Here is a 20,534-nt window from a genome sequence, read left to right on the forward strand (position 1 = left end):
GCGTACGGCGGCCCCGGCCGGGGGCCTTGGGGCGGCGGCTACTGGGCCGCCTGCTCCTCGGCCTTGGAACCGCAGGCGAAGCCCTTGGGCTGGTCGGGGTCGATTTCGAGCTCGCCGAGGTTGGTGTGGTCGGCGGCGCGGCGGATGGTGATCATCTTGTCGCAGTCGTAGAAGACGTAGATGCCGCCGTCGGCCTCACCGAGGAGCATCATCCGGCGGCCGTCGTAGAGCGGCTTGTCGTCGCCGTTCTTCACGACGGCCCACTGGTTCTGGAAGCCCACGGCGTCCAGCAGCAGGCTCGTCTTGCCGGTGGTGTAGGCGTCCACCGCCGCGGTCGTCATCTGGAGGATGAGCAGGAAGCCGAGGCCGAGCCCGGTCATGGCTCCGACGAGCAGCTTCATCCCGGCGCGGCCGACCGGCTTGCGGCGCATCAGCCGGAAGGGCACCAGGAACGCCACTACGCCGAGGCCCACCGCGATGGTGACCATGACGGCGAGGTCGAGGTCGGCGAAGAGGTTGAAGAAGCCCCAGTAGGTGGCGCCGCACCACAGCGCGGCGATCACCGCGATCACCCACGGCCGTTCCCGGATGGCCCGCACCAGCCGGGCGAGCAGCCCCAAAGTGACCTTATTGGCCAGCCAGCCCAGCCCGACGATCACGCCCAGAGCGGGCAGTACCACGAGCAGCAGCAGGACCAGCGCGCTGGAGAGCCGGCCGAACAGGACGGCCTGGTCGATGCCGGCCTGCTGAGGGCTGATGCCGAAGACGTTGTAGATCTGCTCGACGCCGATGTAGAGCATCGCGTAGAGGGCGACGCCGATCGGCAGAACCACCGAGGCGATGCGCTCGATCAGCTCGATGACGGTGACGTGATCCTTCTCGGCGGGAGCGGCCTCGGGGGCGGCAGCCGCGCCGTTTGTGCTGCTAGAGCTATGTTCTACGGGTATCTGCTGATTGATCACGGCGTATGAGAGTAGCGGGACGAACTACGGATAGTTGACTTTTCAATGTTTTGCGCATGTCGCGTATCCGTCAGGTCGCGAAGACCTGGGCGTCGTCGGCGAACGCCTTGAACTCCATGGCGTACAAGACCCCGGTCACCGCGCGGACGCGGTCAGATCGCCTGGGGGAAGCGGAAGAGGCGCCCGGGGTCGTAGGCGGCCTTGACCTTGGCGAGGCGGCCGGCGTTGGCGCCGTAGTAGGCCTGACGCCAGGCGGGAAGGGCCGGGTCGATGTAGTTGACGTAGGCGTGGTCGCCGAAGTGCGGCGCCATGGCGGCGTGCGCGCCGCGCAGCCAGGTGGCCGCGCCCGCCATGTGCGCGTAGTACTGCACGCTGAACAGCGCCGTGCGGTGCGGGAAGGCGGTCGCGCCCGGTCGCACGCGCCCGACCGCGCCGCCGAGCGCGTCGAGGAGGACGGCGTGCCGTCCCGGGCGGGCCGTCTGCTCCACCAGGGCGCCGATGCCCGAGGCCGACAGGGGCCGGTAGGCCATGTGCGACTTGGCGCTGAACGCGTCGCGCGGGAAGCGCCCGTCGGCCGTCTGCCCCGGCAGGCTCCCTGGCCGGTGGCACTGGGACACCGTGCGGGTGGAGCAGCCCGCCTCGATCATCATGGCGTTGCGGTAGGAGGTCTGGGTGACGTAGCGGGTGGAGGGCTGGGCGCCGATCTTGGCGATCAGCGGTTCGAGCCGCCGCTCGCAGTCCGCGCGCGAGCCGAGGTAGAGGCCGCCGATCTGCAGGTCGAGCGCGGGGTCCTGGGTGAGGTGCAGGTTGGACCACATGGCGTCCGGCTCGTGGGGCGCCCACGCCTGCCAGGCGGCGACGGCCTTGCGGGCGCGCGACCATGGCCAGTGCAGGAAGAACAGCGTGACGTCGCGCGTGGCGTGCGTGCGGAAGGTGAACGACACGGCGACGCCGAAGTTGCCGCCACCGCCGCCGCGCGAGGCCCAGTACAGCTCGGGTTCATGGTCGGCGTCACAGGTCAGCACCCGGCCGTCGGCGGTGACGATCTGGAGCGACTCCAGCGCGTCGCAGGTCAGGCCGTACTTCCTGGCCACGACGCCGATGCCCCCGCCCAGTGTCAGCCCCGCGATGCCCACCGTCGGGCAGGAGCCGCCCGGTATGCTCACTCCATGCGAGGCCAGCCGGTCGTACACGTCGACCAGTTGCGCGCCCGCGCCCACGACCGCGCGCCCCGATGTGGCCCGCACGCCGTTCATGCGCGAGACGTCCACGACGAGTCCCGTGCCGGACGACCAGCCCGCGTAGCTGTGACCGCCCGACCGGGAGGTCACCGGCACGCGGAGCCGCCTGGCGAAGGCCAGGCACTCTGCCACGTCCGACGGGTTCGCGCAGTACGCCACGGCGGCGGGCCGTATGCCGTCGAACGACGGGTTGTACAGGCGGCGGGCCGCGTCGTACGCGGCGTCCCCGGGGCGGATCAGCCGCCCGGCCAGGCCCCTGCCCAGGGACGTCCAGTCCGACGGCGAGGGGCCGGTACGAGCCGTCATGCCCGCGGCTGTGCCCACCAATGTGCCCGTCGCGGTGCGCGCCGCGGCCCCGGTGTGGACGCATCCTCCTGCCACGACCGTGGCGGCTATGGCGGACCCGCGGAGGAAGCTCCGTCGGTCGAGCGCGGGACGCATGGTCACTCATCCCCCAAGGGCGGGTCATCGGTCGCGAAAGGTCGCGCTCGTTGAGTGAGACGTCCGTAAGAGTGGCTTGGTTTATCACAGATCGGTCACGGTGCACGTGGCGGGGTAGGAGGCTCGTCCGATCAGGGAATTGCGCACGATTCCGGACAAGTTGACGTATCACGTGTGATGGGCTGATATCGGGTACGGCCAGAGAGGATCCGGTCAACGGAGACCGGGGTCCAGGTTGTAACCATCTGGAACAAAGGCGAACCCTCACAAAGGAGTGAGAGCGACATGCCGCTCGACGAGGCAAAGGACCGGCTGCTGCGGTCCGCTGCTGAACTGTGTGCAGAGACCCCCGGAAGCGATCATCTGGACGGTGAGAGCATCCTGGCGTTTCTCCGGCTCTACTACCGGCATGTCGCGCCAGAGGACGTGATCGACCGCGACCCCGTTGAGCTGTACGGGCCCGCCATGGCGCACCGGCGGCTGGCGGACTACCGCCCGCAGGGCCGGGCCCTGGTCCGCGCCTACACCCCGACGGTCGAGGAGGACGGCTTCGACCTCGGGAACTCCGTCGTCGAGGTGGTCACCGACGACATGTCCTTCCTCGTCGACTCGGTGACGATGGAGCTCGACCGTCACGAGACGGGGGCCCGCCTGATCGTGCACCCGCAGATGAAGGTCCGCCGCGACATGACGGGCCGCATGCTCGGCCAGGAGCAGGCCGACCTCACCGGCCAGGTGCTGGTCGAGTCGTGGATGCACATCGAGATCGACCGGCAGTCCGACCCCGGGGTGCTGGCGGAGCTGGAGAAGGACCTCCAGCGAGTCCTGCACGACGTGCGGTCCTCCGTCGAGGACTACCCGAAGATGCGGGCCCTGGCCCTCCAGATCGCGACCGGCCTGGAGGCCGCGCCGCCGCCGCTGCCGCCCGGCGACCTGGAGGACAGCCTGGAGCTGCTCCGCTGGCTCGCGGACGAGCACTTCAACTTCCTCGGCTACCGCGAGTACCGCCTGGAGGTGGGCCCCGACGGCGACGGGCTGCGCGCCGTGCCCGGCACCGGCCTCGGCATCCTGCGGGCCGACAAGGCCGGCTCGGCGAGCTTCGCCGCGATGTCCCCCGAGCTCAGGGCCAAGGCCCGCGAGAAACAGCTGCTGGTCGTGACCAAGGCCAACAGCAGGGCGACCGTCCACCGGCCCGCCTACCTTGACTACATCGGCGTGAAGGTCTTCTCGCCCGAGGGCGAGGTGATCGGCGAGCGCCGCTTCCTCGGCCTGTTCTCGCACGTGGCCTACAGCGAGTCGATCTGGCACATCCCGGTGCTGCGGCACAGGCTCGAAGAGGTGCTCGACAAGGCGGGGCTCACCGCCGACAGCCATGACGGCAAGGACCTCATCGAGATCCTGGAGACCTATCCGCGCGCGGAGCTGTTCCAGGTCCCGGCCGACGATCTGGTGCCGATGGTGCTGGGCGTCCTGCGCCTGCGCGAGCGCAAGCGGGTCAAGCTCTTCCTGCGCCGCGACGACTACAACCGCTACATCTCGTGCCTGATCTACCTGCCGCGCGACCGGTACACCACCGACGTGCGCCTGCGGATGCAGGACATCCTGATCCAGTCGCTCGGCGGCACCACCCTCGACTACAGCACCATGATCGGCGAGTCGCCGCTGGCCCGCCTGCACGTGGTGATCCGCGGCGAGCGCGGCAAGCCGATGGGCGGCACCGACGTGAACCTCGCGGAGCTGGAGGCCCGCATCGCGGCCACCACCCGCTCCTGGAAGGAGGACCTCGCCGCGGCGATCGGCGAGTTCTCCCGGGAGGAGGAGGCCGCCTCGCTGACCCGCCGCTATGCCGCGGCGTTCCCCGAGGGCTACAAGGAGGACTTCACGCCCCGTACGGCCGTCGCCGACCTGTACCGCCTGGAACGGCTCACCGACACCCCCGGCCAGATCGGGATGGATCTGTACGAGCCGCGCGACCTGACCCAGGGGGAGCGGCGGTTCAAGATCTACCGCATCGGGTCCGCGATCTCGCTCTCCGAGATCCTGCCGCTGCTGTCGCGCATGGGCGTCGAGGTGGTGGACGAGCGGCCGTACCAGATCACCAGGAAGGGCGAGCGGCCCGCCTGGATCTACGACTTCGGCCTGCGCTGCGCCCCCTCCGAGGTGGTCGACCACGAGCAGTTCAAGCGGCTGTTCCAGGACGCCTTCGCGGCGCTCTGGCGGGGCGAGATCGAGAGCGACGGCTTCAACGGGCTCGTGCTCGGCGCCGGCCTCACCTGGGAGCAGACCCAGATCCTGCGGATGTACGCCAAGTACCTCCGCCAGGCGGGCATCGCCTTCAGCCAGCGCTACATCGAGAAGGTGCTCCTCGGCAACATCCGGCTGGCCAACCTGCTCGTACGGCTCTTCGAGGCGAGGCTGGACCCGCGCCGCACGGAGGACGCCAGGGAGGACCTCGGCGAGGCCCTGCACGAGGAGGTGCTCGCGGCCCTGGAGGAGGTCGCCTCGCTGGACGAGGACCGCATCCTGCGGGCTTACCTGGAGATGATCCTGGCCACGCTGCGCACCAACGCCTTCCAGCGGGTGGACGGCGGGCGCAAGCCGTACATCTCCATCAAGCTCGACTCCTCGGCGATCAGCGTGCTGCCGCTGCCCCGGCCCAAGTACGAGATCTTCGTGTACTCGCCCCGGGTGGAAGGCGTGCACCTTCGGTTCGGCAAGGTCGCGCGAGGCGGCCTGCGCTGGTCGGACCGCATGGAGGACTTCCGGACCGAGGTCCTCGGCCTGGTCAAGGCCCAGATGGTGAAAAATACGGTCATCGTGCCCACCGGGTCTAAGGGTGGATTTGTCGTGAAACGTCCGCCAGTGGGCGGCGGGCGCGACGAGCTCATGGCGGAAGGCGTGGCCTGCTACCGCCAGTTCATCTCCGGCCTGCTCGACATCACCGACAACCTGGTCGACAACAAGGTCGTCCCCCCGGCCGACGTCGTCCGCCACGACGGCGACGACACCTACCTCGTCGTCGCGGCCGACAAGGGCACGGCGACGTTCTCCGACATCGCCAACAGCCTGGCCAAGGACTACGGCTTCTGGCTCGGCGACGCCTTCGCCTCCGGCGGCTCGGTCGGCTACGACCACAAGGCCATGGGCATCACAGCCAGGGGTGCGTGGGAGTCGGTCGCCTACCACTTCCGCTCGATGGGGGTCGACGTCCAGACCACCGACTTCACGGTCGCGGGCGTCGGCGACATGTCGGGCGACGTCTTCGGCAACGGCATGCTGCTGTCCCAGCACATCAGGCTGGTCGCGGCCTTCGACCACCGGCACATCTTCGTAGACCCCCAGCCGGACGCCGCGCGCGGCTTCGCGGAGAGATCGCGCCTGTTCGCCCTGCCGCGCAGCTCCTGGGCCGACTACGACGCCAAGCTGATCTCCGCGGGCGGTGGCATCTGGCCGCGCACGGCCAAGTCGGTGCCGGTCTCGCCGCAGATGCGCGCGGCGCTCGGCATCCGCGACGGAGTGTCGGCGCTCACCCCGAACGACCTGATCAACGCCATCCTCAAGGCCCCCGTCGACCTGCTCTGGAACGGCGGCATCGGCACCTACGTCAAGGCGACCGCCGAGAGCAACGCCGACGTCGGCGACAAGGCCAACGACTCGCTGCGCGTCAACGCCGCCGACCTGCGGTGCAAGGTGGTCGGCGAGGGCGGCAACCTCGGCCTCACCCAGCTCGCCCGCATCGAGTTCGCGCTGAGCGGCGGGTACGTCAACACCGACTTCATCGACAACTCGGCCGGCGTGGACACCTCCGACCACGAGGTGAACATCAAGATCCTGCTCGACCGCTTGGTGCGGGACGGCCGGCTCGGCGACCAGCAGCGTGACGAGCTCTTCCTCGACATGACCGACGAGGTCGCGGGGCTGGTGCTCCAGGACAACCACGCGCAGAACGTCGTGCTGGCCGCCGCGCGGGCACAGGCCCCCGAGATGCTGCACATCCACGCCCGCTACCTTCGCAAGCTGGAGCGCGAGGGCCTGGTCAACCGCGAGCTGGAGGCGCTGCCGTCCGACAAGGCGCTGGCCGAGCGGCGCCAGGCCGGGCTCGGGCTCACCGCTCCTGAGTTCTCGGTGCTGCTCGCGTACACCAAGCTGGTGGCCGACCACGAGGTGCTCGCCTCCGACCTGCCCGACGACCCGTACCTGGAGTCGTGGCTGGTGTCCTACTTCCCCTCGGCGCTGCGTGAGCGGTTCCGCGCGGCCATGGACGCCCACCCGCTGCGCCGCGAGATCATCACCACCCGCGTGGTGAACGATCTGGTCAACGCGAGCGGCACCTCGTTCCTGTTCCGCTTCGGCGAGGAGACCGGAGCCTCCACCCCGGACATCGCCAGGGCGTACCTGGTGTCCAGGGAGGTCTTCGAGCTGCCGGGCTTCCGGCGGGACGTCGAGGCGCTGGACAACAAGGTCGACACCGCGACCCAGCTCGCCATGCTGCTGGAGGGCCGCAAGCTCGCCGAGCGGGGCGCGCGCTGGCTGCTCGGCAACCGCAGGCCCCCGCTCGACCTGGCCTCCACCGTGAGGTTCTTCGTCGAGGGCGCCGACGGGCTGCTGCCGCACCTGCCCAAGCTGCTCGCCGGCCCCGACCTCGCGGCCTTCGAGGAGCGCCGCGACGGCTTCCTGGCGCGGGGTGTGCCGGCCGAGCTGGCCGAGCGCGCGGCGGTGATGGTGCCGGCGTACTCGACGTTCGACCTCGTGGAGATCTCCTCGCGCACCGGCCGTCCTGTGCACGACGTCGCGGAGGTCTACTTCGACCTGGCCGAGCGACTGCAGCTCGCCCGGCTGCGCGAGCGGGTCATCGCCCTGCCACGCGACAACCGGTGGAACTCCATGGCCAGGGCCGCGCTGCGCGACGACCTGTACGCCGCGCACGCCACGCTCACCGGGGACGTCCTCACGCACAGCGAGCCGGGGCTGTCGCCGGAGGAGCGCCTGGCCCGCTGGTCGGAGGCGAACTCCGCGGCCGTGGCGCGGGCCCGTCAGACGCTGTCGGAGATCTGGGAGAGCGACCACTTCGACCTGGCCACGCTCTCGGTCGCGCTGCGCGCGGTGCGCACCCTGGTCGCGACCAGCAACCTGCCCCACGCCGAGGGCTGACCGCTCACGCGCCGGGCGGCGTCACTTGTAGCTGACGCCGGTGGCGGCGCCGTCGAATCCGATGATCTTCGCGGGTTCGGCGGCGCCCCTGCGCGAGACGTGGCTGACGTACTGCTGCGTCTCGACCACGCGGAGCATGTTCGGGACGACGACGCTGCCGACGGCCCAGCGCACCTCCTTGGGGACGGGCACGAGGCCGTCGGCGTGCTTGATCTTGGCCTGCCGGAGCGTGGTGCGCGTCAGGGAGTACAGGATGACGGCGCCGCCGTCGGTGGTGCGCAGGGCGTAGATCGGGAAGGCGGTCGCGGCGAAGAGCGAGTCGTACAGGTATCCCCGCCACTTGGACTCGGGCTGGATCTTCTCCACCTCGGTGAAGTAGCCGGTGGTCTGCGGGCCGGCCGCGATCAGGTCGGCCGCGAACCCGCCGGGGCCCTCCTCGGCGATCGTCGCGTGCAGCGGCGCCATCAGGTGCGGGCTGATCGCGATCGAGTCGTCCCGGGTGGCGAGCGGGGTGGCGTACCCCTGGGAGTCCAGGCTGACGTCGGGGAGCTTCGTGCCGGGGTAGAGCAGGGAGCCGAAGCTGAGCTGCCAGCGGGAGACCTCGTACTGCTTCATGAACACGAGCACCGCGGTGCGGTTCGCCCCGCTCGCGTCGCGGCGCTCGACGACCGCGGCGAACCAGTAGGGGAACCGGTCGAGCCGGGGGACCAGCACCCTCGGCGCGCCCCAGGTGTAGCGGGGCGGCTTCATGCCCGTCGACTGGAAGGCCGTGGCGGTGATCTGGTTCTGCGCGTCGCGCACCTGCTGCAGGGCGTAGAACTCGTCGCCCGACGCCCTGACCGCGTCGTCCGTCCGAAGGATCTTGCGCACCAGGTCGGCCGCCTCGGCGGGCGTGACCGCCTGGGAGTCCTCGGCCTGTGCCGAGGGGGAGGGCGACGGGGTGGGAGTGGACGCGCCGGTGGCCGCCGAGGTGGCGGCGACCGGGCCGCGCCGGGTCTCGCGACCGCCGGAGGCGCACGCGGAGGCCGTGACGGCGAACAGGACGATCGCCAGGACGGCACGCATGGTCCCGTTCACGCTCGCCTCCCGATGAGTCCCCCGCAGACCGCCAATGCTAGCCACGCGCGAGGTGCCTCCGGTGTCGCGTACCCTTGGCAGATGTGGCAGCCATCGATCCCGCAGAAGAGATCAGCGAGCTTACCGGCACACTGAAGGGCATTCAGGACGTGCTGGACCTCGACGTCATGCGAAAGCAGATCGCCGAGTTGGAGGAGCAGGCTGCCGCGCCTGACCTGTGGAACGACCCCGAGCAGGCGCAGAAGGTCACCAGCAAGCTGTCCCACATGCAGGGCGAGCTCAACCGCGTCGAGAACCTCCTGCGCAGGCTCGACGACATCTCCGTGCTCTACGAGCTGGCCGAGGCCGAGGACGACGCCGAGACGCGCGAGGAGGCCGGGCGCGAGCTCGCCTCCCTCCGCACCGACGTCAACGCCCTGGAGGTGCGCACGCTGCTCTCCGGGCCGTACGACGCGCGCGAGGCGCTCATCACGATCAACTCCCAGGCCGGCGGCGTGGACGCCGCCGACTGGGCGCAGATGCTGCTCCGCATGTATCTCCGCTGGGCCGAGCGCAAGGGCCACTCCACGGAGGTGTACGACACCTCCTACGCCGAAGAGGCGGGCATCAAGTCCGCGACGTTCGTGGTCAAGGCGCCCTACGCCTACGGCACGCTGAGGGGGGAGCACGGCACCCACCGGCTCGTCCGCATCAGCCCGTTCGACAACCAGGGCCGCCGCCAGACCTCCTTCGCGGGCGTCGACGTGGTGCCGGTCGTCGAGCAGACCGACCACATCGACATCAACGAGGACGACCTGCGCATCGACGTCTACCGCTCGTCGGGTCCCGGCGGGCAGGGCGTCAACACCACCGACTCCGCGGTGCGCATCACCCACCTGCCCACCGGCATCGTGGTCTCCTGCCAGAACGAGCGCTCACAGCTCCAGAACCGCGCCTCCGCGATGACGGTGCTGCAGGCCAAGCTGCTGGAGCGCAAGCGGCAGGAGGAGGCCGAGAAGATGTCGGAGCTGCGCGGCGAGTCCACCACCTCATGGGGCACCCAGATACGCAACTACGTGCTCCACCCGTACCAGATCGTGAAGGACCTGCGCACCTCCGTCGAGGCGGGCAACCCCAGCGCGGTGCTCGACGGCGACCTGGACGAGTTCATCGAGGGCGAGATCCGCTGGACGCGCCGCATCGAGTCCGGGGCGGCGGGCTAGCCCCCGTACGGATCCCGGCGCTCCGGGATCCGTACCGGACGCCGGTCAGGCGCCGTACAGGTGCTTCAGCGCCAGCGTAGCGGCAAGCAGGACGAACAGGATTATCGCGATGAGCATGGGCGAAAGACCCCCCAGCCCATGGTGATGGAACCTGGCCCTGCTCGCCCGGCATGCGGGGCACCGGCCCTCCACGACTGGGCCGGCACACTGGGCGCAGATGAGATGTTCGCAGCTCACGGGATATCTCCCTCTCCACGGTGATCGCTTTACCAGCCTGTTAGCGAGTGTGGAATCGTTTTGTTTCCGTTATGGACGTTCCATGCCAGTGTTACCCCTAGACTGAGCCTCGGCCAACCGGAACGTCGATCAATGGTAAAGAGCGGCGCCCCCCGGCCGGCGAGCAATGCGCTGTGGCCCACGCGGCCACTTCCGCGACCGTCCTAACCCCTAGACTGGCATGCCGTGATGCGCCTGTGATCCATTTCGATAATGTCACCAAGGTCTACGTTAACCAGAACCGGCCCGCCCTCGACCACGTCAGCGTTGACGTCGACAAGGGTGAGTTCGTGTTCCTGGTCGGTCCTTCGGGGTCGGGGAAGTCGACCTTTCTCCGGCTGGTCCTGAAGGAGGAGCGCCCGAACTCGGGCGCGATACATGTCGCCGGGAAGGATCTGGCGCGCCTGTCGAACTTCAAGGTGCCGCATCTGCGCCGCCGCATCGGCTGCGTGTTCCAGGACTTCCGGCTGCTGCCCAACAAGAACGTCTACGAGAACGTGGCGTTCGCGTTGGAGGTCATCGGCAAGCCCCGGCGGTTCATCCGCAAGGTGGTGCCTGAGGTGGTCGAGTTGGTCGGCCTGGAAGGCAAGGCCCACCGCATGCCCGACGAGCTGTCCGGAGGTGAGCAACAGCGGGTCGCCATGGCCCGCGCTTTCGTCAACCGCCCGATGATCCTGCTCGCGGACGAGCCCACGGGAAACATCGACCCCGCGACCAGCATCGGGATCATGAAGGTGCTCGACCGGATCAACCGGACCGGCACCACCGTCGTCATGGCCACCCATGACGCCGCGATCGTCGACTCCATGCGCAAGCGCGTGGTCGAGCTGGAGGACGGCAAGATCGTCCGAGATCAGTCACGCGGCGTCTACGGTCAGGCGTACTGATCACCAAGCGAGAGCAACAGGGGACACCCACAGCATGCGGGCAAACTTCATCTTCTCTGAGGTCTGGATCGGCCTACGCCGCAACCTCACGATGACCGTCGCGGTCATCGTGACCGTTGCCATCGGCATGGCGTTGCTCGGCATTGGGCTGATGATCAACGCACAGGTCGGCAGCATGAGCACCTACTGGTCCGACAAGGTCCAGCTCTCGGCGTTCCTGTGCAAGAAGAACGACCCGTTCGAGGCCTGCAAGGGCCGCGGCGCCGTCAGCGAGCAGGAGAAGCAGGCGCTGAAGACGCGCATCGAAGGCATGGCCCAGGTGGACAAGGTCTTCTTCGAGGGCCAGGAGGCGGCCTACAAGAACTTCAAGGATGCCTACAGCAGCAACAGCGTGTTCCTGTCCGCGGTCAAGGTCGACGACATGCCCGAGTCGTTCCGGGTCAAGCTGAAGAACCAGGATGACTACAAGGCCGTGTTCGACGCCCTCAGCGGCGCGCCCGGCGTGTCCAACGTGGTCAACGACCAGCAGCTCCTCGAGAAGTTCTTCGGCCTGATGAGCAAGCTGCGCTGGGCCGCGCTCGTCGTGGCGATGATCCAGGTCTTCGCGGCGATCCTCCTGATCGGTAACACGGTGCGGCTGTCCGCGTACAACCGGAGGCGGGAGACCGGCATCATGCGCCTGGTCGGCGCCTCCAACCTCTACATCCAGCTGCCGTTCGTCATGGAGGGCACCATCGCCGGCCTGGTCGGCGGCGTGATCTCCGCGGTGCTGCTGATGCTCGCCAAGGTCGTGCTGTTCGACGGCATGAGGGAGTACTTCGTCCTGTCCACGCAGCTCGGCTGGAGCGAGGTGGCGCAGGTGATCACGCTCACCACCGTGGTCGGCGTGCTGATCTGTATCCTCGCCTCCTTCGTCACCCTCCGGCGATACCTGAGGGTGTGACACACCCCGGTAGGCTCGACGCTATGCCACGTGAGACCGGGCGCAAGCTCATCGCCCAGAACAAGCGTGCCTGGCACGACTATCAGATCGACGACACCTACGAAGCTGGGCTCGTCCTGATGGGCACGGAGGTGAAATCCCTCCGTGCCGGCCGGGCGAGCCTGTCCGACGGGTACGCCCAGGTCAAAGATGACGAGGTGTGGCTGATGAACATCCACATCCCCGAATACCACATGGGCACGTGGACCAACCACGCCTCGCGGCGCCCCCGCAAGCTCCTGCTCCACCGCAAGGAGATCGGGAAGATCATCGCCAAGACCAAGGAGTCCGGCCTCACGCTGGTCCCCCTCTCGCTGTACTTCAAGGACGGCAAGGCCAAGGTCGAGATCGGTGTGGCGCGCGGCAAGAAGACCTGGGACAAGCGGCACGACCTCGCGGAGAAGCAGGCGACCCGGGAGATGGCCCGCGCTCTTCGTCACCGCAACCGATGAGGTCCGATCAGTCGTGCCGCTAGCCGTACGTATCAGAAGAGCGCTGTCGGCCGGGCTGTCGCTGGCCGTGGCCGTCCCCCTGCTGTCGGCCTGCCTGAGCGAGCCGTCGCCCCACGAGGCCGTCAGCCAGTTCCTGGTCGGGTGGCAGACCGGCGACTACGACTCCGCGGCAGAGCGCACCGACGGCGACCCCAAGGTCGTCAAGAGGGCCCTGGAGGACGCCGGCCTGCAGTTGGACGCCGCGTCGCTCCGCTTCTCCCTCAAGGGGCTGCGGACCAACGGCGAGAACGCCGACGCGAGGTTCCAGGTCCAGGTCGACCTCGGGGACAACAACCCCCTGTGGCAGTACGACAACGACCTGCCGCTGCACGTGGTCGACGGCGTGTGGAAGGTCCGCTGGTCGCCCAGCGTCATCCACCCGCAGCTCCGCGAGGGGCAGCGGTTCGCGGTGGAGGTCTCCTCCATGGGCCGCCAGCCCATCGAGGACCGCAACGGCGACGCGCTCCAGCGGGAGGCCACGCTCTACGTCGCGGGCGTCTACCCCGCCAGGGTCAAGGACCCCGTGGGCGTGTGCGAGCGGCTGTACCAGGTGACCGGCTTCGCCCAGGACCGCCTGCTCAGCCGCATCAGGTCGGCCCCGCCGCAGGACTTCGTGCCGCTGGTGACGTTCGGCGGCACCAAGTACGCCCAGCTTCGCGACCGCCTGGACGAGATCCCCGACCTGAAGATCGACAAGAAGTCGCAGCCGGTCGCGCCCGCGCAGCCCGCCGACATCATCGGCAAGGTCGGCGCGATCACGCCGGAGACCGAGCAGCAGCTCGGCGGCCCGCAGCGGGCCGGCGACACCGTCGGCCAGGGCGGGCTGCAGAAGGCCTACCAGGACCAGCTCACCGGCTCCACCGGCACGAAGGTCATCACCTACGACCTGAAGACCAGCGAGCAGGTGGCCGAGCTGGCCCAGTGGCCCGGCAGGTCCAACACCACGTCGGTGAAGACCACCATCGACAGGGGCGTGCAGCGCTCCGCCGACCTCGCCGTCAGCGGCACCGTCCCCGCCACCCTGGTCGCGGTCAAGGCCTCGACCGGCGAGATCCTGGCCGTGGGCTCCCACGAGATGAACCAGGCGCGCGACGGGCTCAACGGCCGGTTCCCGCCCGGCACCGCGTTCTCGGTCGTCGCGGCCGAGGGGCTGCTCGCCGGGGGAGTCGATCCCAGGCAGAAGCTGCCGTGCCCGGTCGGCCGCACGGTCGGAGGCGCCCGGTTCGAGCAGGTGGCCGTGGGCCCGCTCGGCACGTCGCCCACCATCGCTAGCGACTTCGCCAACGGATGCGTCACCGCGCTGGCGTCGCTGGCCCGCCGTGTCGACGCGGGCACGCTGACCGAGGCGGCCAGCCGCTTCGGCATCGGCGGCGACTGGACTTTGCCGCTGCGGTCGTTCAGCGGCACGGTCCCGGCGGCCACGAGCGACGCCGCCAAGGCGAAGATCATCGCTGGTCAGAGCGTGCGGGTCAGCCCGCTGTCGATGGCGCTGGTCGCCGGCGCGGTCGCCTCCGGCACGTGGCGTCCGCCCACGCTGGTCACCTCTCCCGGCTCGCCCGATCTTTCCTCCGACGCCCCGCCCCCCGCCTCTCCGCGCCCTGTCGCGCTCGACCCCCAGACCCTGACCAAGCTGCGCGCCCTCATGCGGTCAGGGGTCACCTCGGGTACGGCCGCGGCGGCCGCAGCGCCGGGCGACAAGGTCCACGGCGTCTCCGCCGCCATCACCTACACCGACAAGAAGCGCGCGAGGAGCCTCTCGTGGTTCGTCGGCTGGCAGGGCGACATCGCGGTGGCCGTGCTCAGCGAGACGACCAGCGCGACGAGCTCCGCGCAGATCGCCGGGCAGTTCTTCCGCAGCGCCCGCTCGGCCGCCTGAAAAATAAATCTCGGGCCGAGCAACCTTTGGGGGCTCGGCCTGCGTCTTTCTGGATGACTGGGCACCGCTTGGGGGTTGCGGGCTCAGTCGCCGTGATGAGACCAGGGCTTCATCTCGGGGGAAGCCCTGCCGTCCGGACCGGCTCGACCCTGCCGGTCGGCCCCCGGGGGCGTGCGCCACGTGCCACGCCTCCGGGGGTTTCGGCATGTACGGGGCCCTCCGCGCCGGGCATGCCGGGAATCAAGTTGGCGCCTTGGGTGTTCTCTAGAGTATCTTCTGGTTACCTGGTCTTTCGCGAGACCGGGTGACAACTCCACAGGGGGTGACTGGTTTCGACTTTGACATGTCGCGCCAGGGGAAGCGGGTCGAGGACTGCGGACATAACCTCGTTAACACTGTGACCGCAAAACAATAAGTGCCAATAACACGCGCACTCAGGGCCACATGGCCCTCGCCGCCTGAGCGAGGACCAAGCCCTTGTCAGCCCGGGACCGCCTCCGGCCCGGATCTGGCATCGCTAGGAGGCTAAACCGATCGACCCGGTCACGGGGCCGATAGGGAAACCTAACAGTGACTGAGCCCGTCGATGACACGCCTGCGTGATCACCGGGGCTGAGAAAATCGAAGCAGGCTGCACCCGGAGAAGCCCTGTCGTGGTGTTGAAGGACGCGGGTTCGATTCCCGCCACCTCCACCAGATCGCCAAGGGCGGTCGGTAGCCCCAAGGCCCACCGACCGCCCTTGATCCTTTTCCCGCACTATTAAGCCCTCCCAGTCCTTTCACCCGTCGCGAACTCCAGGTCGGGCGGGATGGGGGCAGTCTAGGTTGGGGGGGTGAGTGATCTCCAGGTCGTTTCTGTCAATGGGGTGCGTCTGGCTTTTCTGGTGGCGGGGGAGGTGGGGGCGCCGCCGGTGGTGCTGCTGCCGGGGCGGGGGCTCGATCACACCGACTGGGCTCGCGTGATCGCCCATCTCGCCGGTTCTTGGCGGGTCTACGCGCCTGACCTGCGGGGCCACGGGCACAGTGAATGGCCGGGGGTCTACTCGCTGGAGCTGATGCGTGACGACGTGGTCGCCCTGCTCGACCATCTGGAGGTGGCCCGCGCGACGTTCGTCGCCCATTCCCTCGGCGGCATGGTCTCGTGCCTGATCGCCGAGGAGTATCCCGACAGGGTGGAGCGGCTGGTGCTGGAGGACGTTCCCGCTCCTCATCCCGCCGGGCTGCCGCTGCCCGCGAAACCGGAGGGCGCGCTGGCCTTCGACTGGGCCATGGTCGAGCAGACCGCCTACCAGCGCAATCATCCCGACCCGGCGTGGCTGGAGCGGCTCGCGAAGATCAGCGCGCCGACGCTCGTCATCGCCGGCGGCGCGCCCAGCCACCTCCCGCAGGATCAGGTCGCCGACCTGGCCGCTCGCATACCTGATGCCCGGCTGGTCACGATCGAGGCGGGCCACGACGTCCACGCCAAGCGCCCTGAGGAGTTCCTCGCGGCGCTCACGGAGTTCCTCGAGCGCTGAGCCGGGCCACGCCGGTCAGAGGCGGAAGGCGACTGCGGGCGCTAGTGCCGGTGCCGGCGGCCGGTCAGCGGTAGAGGCGGATGGCGCCGGTCAGTGTCAGGTGGGCGATGGCGAGCACCTCGTCCGCCACGGCGGGCGACGGGGGCGGCGCCACGACCTGCACCATCTGGGTGCTGGGTTCGCCGACGTCGGGGAACAGCTCCCACTTCCACGCGGGGCTCACGGGGTTGTCGAAGCGGTCCAGCGAGACCACGAGCGACGCCATGCCGTCCCAACCCCACGGAGGCGTCTGCGAGAGCCGCGCAAGGTGGATCGCGGCCCGGGGGGCCGGGTCCGGACGGTCGCGCTCGCCGTCCCCGCGTGAGCCGGGTACGGCCGGGTCGCCGGTGTGGGGGCGGGGCGCCAGGGTCTTCAGGCCGGCGCGCTCGGCGGCGGCGGTGAGCAGGGCCAGCGGGTCGCCGGGGTCGGTGAGCGAGGCCCGGCGGTACGCCGTCGTCTGGCCCAGGAGAACGGCCTCGGCGAGGCGGTGGTCGGCGCCGTGGAACCCCGCCCAGTCCGAGGGGCCGATGCCGTGACGTTGTCCGGTCTCGTGCAGGCCCGCCAGCACCTTGGCGGCGGCCTCCAGCGCCGAGGGTGTGTACACGGTGCGATATTGACCTCGCGCCGCCTGCTCGATCAGCTGCCGCGCGGAGACGGATGTGGTGGTGGTCATCGGCTGCCATTCTCCATCGCGGCGATCAGCGCATTGAGAACCAAGGGACATCTCACGACATAAGGACTCTAGTCGTTCTTGATCCAATGGCGTATGCCGGGTCCGGCGGCAGTACCGCCTCCGGTGTGGGCGGTGGCCGCGACACGCCGGGCTGGCTGGGGTTTTGCCGGAGTTCTAGGGAAACGGCCGTTGAATCGCCACAATCCGCCCATGGCCGAATCCATCCAGCGAGACGACGTCGCCGCCACGCTCGCCGCCCGCCGGGAACTGGGCGGGGACTACGAGGACGCGCTCGCCGACGCGCTCGTTGATCGCATCGGGAACACCATCGACGAGCGGATCGACGCCAGGCTCGCCACGCACAAGCCCGCCCGCTCCGGGCTCAAGGTCTCCCCCTCGGCCGCCGCCGTGTTGGGCGGGCTCGGGATGGGCGGGCTCTTCGCCGTCATCGGCAGGGCAGATCTCCAGTTCGCCGCCGTGCTGTGGCTGATCCTCGCGGTGGCGGCGGTCGCCTTCCTCCTTGGCAAGTGGCGGGCGAAGTCCTGACACGCCCGCCCTCGCCGCGGTTCGCGAACCGGGTCCAGGTCAGGCCCGGGTGTGTTCCATGATCCAGTTGGTCTCCCAGGTCCGGCCCCCGTCCGTGGAGAACGCCTGCTCCCAGCGGCAGGTGGTCGCGGTGATCCCGGACCAGAGGTAGCGCACCCGTACGGGGATGCCCTGGTGGGTGTCGTCGGCGTAGAACTCGCCCACGCCTCCGTCGAAGCGTCCGATGACCGGCGGCTCGATGACCGAGGAGCGGCTGCTGGTCCAGTACAGCGACCACTCCTCGCGCTCGGGGTCGTACAGCCGGAGGGTCAGCCCGGAGAATCCCATGGTAGGGAAGTCGATCTCGTCCATGTTCCCGGTGCCGCCGAAGATGCTCTTGGAGGTCGAGACGCCGGGGAACTCATCCCATTCCGTGCACCCCTTCAGGCGTTCTTTGAGCCGCCGGTTGGTCACGTTCCAGGTGCCGATGAGAAAGTCGAAGTCGTTCATGCGGACAAGCTATGCCCCGGTCACTGACACCTGGTGTCAGTGACCCCCCGGCGATACGAGGCCTCGCGGTCAGCTGCCCGAGAGGGTGCCGAGGATCACGGTGACGGTGTCTGTCCTTCCGTCGGGGTGGAGGAGCTCGACCCTCGCCTGGGCGCCCGGCTTGAGGCCGGCGAGCACCTCGGAGAGGGTCGCGGCCGTGGGAGTGGGTTTGCCGTTGACGCTGATGATGATGTCGCCGGGCTTGATGCCCGCCTTCGCGGCGCCGCTGCCCGGGTCCACCTGGGCGACGCCCACGCCCACCGGCTGGCCGTCGGGCCCGACGACGGTGTTCACCCGGACGCCCAGGGCGGCGCGGCGCGTGTTGGTGACCTTGCCGTTCTTGATGATCTGCTCGGCGACGTCCTTGGCGGTGGAGCTCGGGATGGCGAAGCCGATGCCGGGGGCCGCGCCACCGCCCAGCTCGGGGTTTATCGCGGCCAGCGTGGGCACGCCGATGACCTCGCCCGAGAGGTTGGTGAGCGCGCCGCCGCTGTTGCCCGGGTTGATCGAGGCCGAGGTCTGGATGGCGTTGGTGATCGTGGCGCCCGGTGATCCCTCGCCCTGGGGCTCGGTGACCGTGCGGCCGAGCGCGGACACGATGCCGTTTGTCACGCTGCCGGACAGGCCCAGGGGGTTGCCCATGGCGAGCACGATCTGACCCACCTTGAGCTTGGTGGAGTCGCCGAACGTCGCGGGGGTGAGCCCCGACTTGTCGCCGACCCGGATGATGGCGAGGTCGCCCAGCGGGTACGACGCGACGAGCTTGGCCTTGCGGGGCTTGCCGCCCGTGGCCAGGATGACCTCGAAGTTCTTCGACTTACCCACCACATGGGCATTTGTCACGATATGTCCGTCGGTGTCGTACACGACGCCCGAGCCCAGGCCTCCTGAGGTGTTGATCTGCACGATGGACGGCAGCACCTGGGCGATGACCCGCTCGTACGCCTGCTCCTCCGAGATCACCGGCGCGGCCGGCCGGGTCGTGATCCCACTCTTGGAGGCCCGGTCCGTCGAGGCCGGTGCCCCGACGAGCCCACAGCCGCTGAGCACCACCAGGACCCCGACCACTCCGGCGGCGAGGGCGTGCCGGCCCGCATGTCCGGTACGCCGAGTTCCTGGTGTCGTCTCCATGGAAAAGGTGATGCCCGACCACGCGGAAGATACTCGCTGTTCGCGCCCCACGTGTTGATCTTGATAGCCGCCCGGCGGGCCGGCTCCGCCTGTCCGGGCCCCGATTTTCTTGGGTGCGGGCTCGCGCGTTCTACCTGCTACAACGCGTTTTCCGTCGCCGTGGCACGAGGCGTCGGCCCTCGGGGATCACGATTTGTGACGTAGTCTGCGGACATGGCGGACGGCGCTGGAATCTCCCCCAGCCGCCCGGGCTCGGGGCGGCCTCCCACCTACGTTCCCTCCTATGAGGCGCCCACCACGCCGATGCCCCGGGTGAGCCCCGAGCAGGCGCTCGCCATGGCAGAGGCGGCGAAGGCCCGGGCCGCCAAGACCGGCGCGCGGCAGGACTCCGGCGACGCGGCCACGGACCACGCGGGCACGGACCACGCGGGCACGGACTCGGCGGCGCAGGAGGAGAGCACGCGGGAGACCGTGGACTACAACGTCACAGCGGATGTCCGCAGGCCTGCTGGACCGTTCCTCCGTCCGGACCGTCCCGTGGCGGGCTCGGCGGCCACCCAGGCGACCCAGGCGACCCAGGCCACCGCGGCCGCCCGGGCCACTCCGGCCCGTCCGGCCGCGCCCGAGCCGGGCCCCCCGTCGAGTTTCGGGGCCCTGGCCGACCGGCCGAGGCCCGCCGCCCCCCGCGCGAGGAGGCGGCCCCGGTGGCTGGCCCTGGCGATCTTCCGGATCGGCGACATTCCCATAAGAGCGGTGTACGGCATCGGCGCGGCGATCGTCACCGGCATCGTCGTGGTTCTGATCTTCATGCTGTTCGGCGGTGACACCCCCGGCGAGCAGGTGCGCGTCAGCCCGGCGCAGGGGAGCGGCCCCGCCGCGTCGGGCGCGCCGCCGTCACCGAAGCCGACCCCGATCGCCGTCCCGCCGGTCCCCGCCGCCAAGACGATGACGGTCTTCACCGGCACGGGCACGCCGGTCGCGTCGTACGCGGTCGACCAGACCGCCGGCATCAGCTACGCGCAGTACGGCACCCCGTGGGCCAAGACCACCCGCGACCCCTTCACGTCCGCGCAGAAGGCCGGCACGTCGCGGCAGTCCCAGGCGCTGATCGGCTCGGCCCCTGTGCCGGTGGCCGTTCCCAGGGCGCCGGCGACGTACGAGGACTTCCGCAAGCTGGCGGGCAAGGCGGCGAAGTGGACGCTGCGCTACCAGCCCGCCGGGTCGAAGTTCACCTGGACGGTTTCGCAACGGGCGCGGTACAACCTCGGCTGGGTGCTCGGCTACAAGGTGAGCTACGTCCAGGGCGGCAAGAAGCACTCCTCGCAGGCCTACGTCATGGTGATCTCGACGGCCAAGAAGAAGCCCGCGATGCTGTTCGCGAGCGTCCCCGACACCCGCGCGGCCCTCTACCACGACCTGAACATGCTGTTCTGGACGGCCCGCGCGATCTAGTCCTTGGCCGGGAAACGCCTGGTCAGGAGGCATCCGAGTGTCGGCGGAGCTGCGGCGGGGGC

General features: G+C 69.5%; 15 protein-coding genes and 1 other RNA gene. 10 read left to right on the top strand and 6 right to left on the bottom strand.

Annotated elements, in window-relative coordinates:
• Nucleotides 1-38: 38 nt before the first annotated feature.
• Both OG589_RS44185 and OG589_RS44190 read right to left on the bottom strand, forming a co-directional pair.
• On the bottom strand, nt 39-962 hold the full coding sequence (locus tag OG589_RS44185) for a hypothetical protein (RefSeq protein ID WP_405144915.1): 924 nt from the start codon (nt 960-962) through the stop codon (nt 39-41).
• A gap of 152 nt (nt 963-1,114) precedes the next feature.
• Entirely contained in the window at nt 1,115-2,509 is a 1,395-nt protein-coding gene (locus OG589_RS44190) for an FAD-binding oxidoreductase (RefSeq protein WP_405144916.1), read from the bottom strand.
• Nucleotides 2,510-2,929: 420 nt separating this feature from the next.
• On the opposite strand from OG589_RS44190, the gene OG589_RS44195 reads away from it, so the two are divergent.
• Nucleotides 2,930-7,795, top strand: a complete 4,866-nt coding sequence (locus OG589_RS44195) for an NAD-glutamate dehydrogenase (protein ID WP_405144917.1) — start codon at nt 2,930-2,932, stop codon at nt 7,793-7,795.
• A gap of 21 nt (nt 7,796-7,816) precedes the next feature.
• On the opposite strand, the gene OG589_RS44200 is transcribed toward OG589_RS44195, so the two are convergent.
• Nucleotides 7,817-8,872, bottom strand: coding sequence for a hypothetical protein (locus tag OG589_RS44200; RefSeq protein ID WP_405144918.1), 1,056 nt, complete (start codon nt 8,870-8,872; stop codon nt 7,817-7,819).
• Nucleotides 8,873-8,955: 83 nt separating this feature from the next.
• Here OG589_RS44200 and prfB point away from each other — a divergent pair, with 83 nt between their 5' ends.
• The 7 genes from prfB to OG589_RS44235 all read left to right on the top strand — a co-directional run bounded on the left by prfB (nt 8,956) and on the right by OG589_RS44235 (nt 16,103).
• Nucleotides 8,956-10,074, top strand: a complete 1,119-nt coding sequence (gene prfB / locus OG589_RS44205) for a peptide chain release factor 2 (protein ID WP_405144919.1) — start codon at nt 8,956-8,958, stop codon at nt 10,072-10,074.
• A 473-nt stretch (nt 10,075-10,547) separates the two neighbouring features.
• Nucleotides 10,548-11,237 (top strand): cell division ATP-binding protein FtsE, encoded by a 690-nt coding sequence (ftsE, locus tag OG589_RS44210; RefSeq protein WP_114029179.1) that lies wholly within the window; start codon nt 10,548-10,550, stop codon nt 11,235-11,237.
• Nucleotides 11,238-11,271: 34 nt separating this feature from the next.
• A complete protein-coding gene (ftsX, locus tag OG589_RS44215) occupies nt 11,272-12,180 on the top strand; it encodes a permease-like cell division protein FtsX (protein WP_405144920.1) in 909 nt (302 codons plus the stop codon).
• A 23-nt stretch (nt 12,181-12,203) separates the two neighbouring features.
• Nucleotides 12,204-12,671 carry an SsrA-binding protein SmpB gene (smpB, locus tag OG589_RS44220; RefSeq protein WP_405144921.1) on the top strand — a complete coding sequence of 156 codons (468 nt, stop codon included), beginning with the start codon at nt 12,204-12,206 and terminating at the stop codon, nt 12,669-12,671.
• Between the two features lie 13 nt (nt 12,672-12,684).
• Nucleotides 12,685-14,586 (top strand): penicillin-binding transpeptidase domain-containing protein, encoded by a 1,902-nt coding sequence (locus OG589_RS44225; RefSeq protein ID WP_405144922.1) that lies wholly within the window; start codon nt 12,685-12,687, stop codon nt 14,584-14,586.
• Between the two features lie 318 nt (nt 14,587-14,904).
• Nucleotides 14,905-15,282, top strand: a transfer-messenger RNA (tmRNA) gene (ssrA, locus tag OG589_RS44230).
• A 170-nt stretch (nt 15,283-15,452) separates the two neighbouring features.
• Nucleotides 15,453-16,103, top strand: a complete 651-nt coding sequence (locus tag OG589_RS44235) for an alpha/beta fold hydrolase (protein WP_405144923.1) — start codon at nt 15,453-15,455, stop codon at nt 16,101-16,103.
• Nucleotides 16,104-16,167: 64 nt separating this feature from the next.
• Here the strand turns inward: OG589_RS44235 and OG589_RS44240 are convergent, their stop codons facing one another.
• Nucleotides 16,168-16,815, bottom strand: coding sequence for a hypothetical protein (locus OG589_RS44240; RefSeq protein ID WP_405144924.1), 648 nt, complete (start codon nt 16,813-16,815; stop codon nt 16,168-16,170).
• A gap of 210 nt (nt 16,816-17,025) precedes the next feature.
• Here OG589_RS44240 and OG589_RS44245 point away from each other — a divergent pair, with 210 nt between their 5' ends.
• Nucleotides 17,026-17,361 (top strand): hypothetical protein, encoded by a 336-nt coding sequence (locus OG589_RS44245; RefSeq protein ID WP_405144925.1) that lies wholly within the window; start codon nt 17,026-17,028, stop codon nt 17,359-17,361.
• 39 nt (nt 17,362-17,400) lie between these two features.
• Here the strand turns inward: OG589_RS44245 and OG589_RS44250 are convergent, their stop codons facing one another.
• Both OG589_RS44250 and OG589_RS44255 read right to left on the bottom strand, forming a co-directional pair.
• On the bottom strand, nt 17,401-17,850 hold the full coding sequence (locus OG589_RS44250) for a hypothetical protein (protein WP_405144926.1): 450 nt from the start codon (nt 17,848-17,850) through the stop codon (nt 17,401-17,403).
• 69 nt (nt 17,851-17,919) lie between these two features.
• Nucleotides 17,920-19,020, bottom strand: coding sequence for a S1C family serine protease (locus OG589_RS44255; RefSeq protein ID WP_405144927.1), 1,101 nt, complete (start codon nt 19,018-19,020; stop codon nt 17,920-17,922).
• A gap of 213 nt (nt 19,021-19,233) precedes the next feature.
• Here OG589_RS44255 and OG589_RS44260 point away from each other — a divergent pair, with 213 nt between their 5' ends.
• Nucleotides 19,234-20,472, top strand: coding sequence for a hypothetical protein (locus OG589_RS44260; RefSeq protein WP_405144928.1), 1,239 nt, complete (start codon nt 19,234-19,236; stop codon nt 20,470-20,472).
• Nucleotides 20,473-20,534: the final 62 nt, after the last annotated feature.

The organism is Sphaerisporangium sp. NBC_01403, assembly GCF_045040145.1.
In the GTDB taxonomy this organism is placed as follows: domain Bacteria; phylum Actinomycetota; class Actinomycetes; order Streptosporangiales; family Streptosporangiaceae; genus Sphaerisporangium; species Sphaerisporangium viridialbum.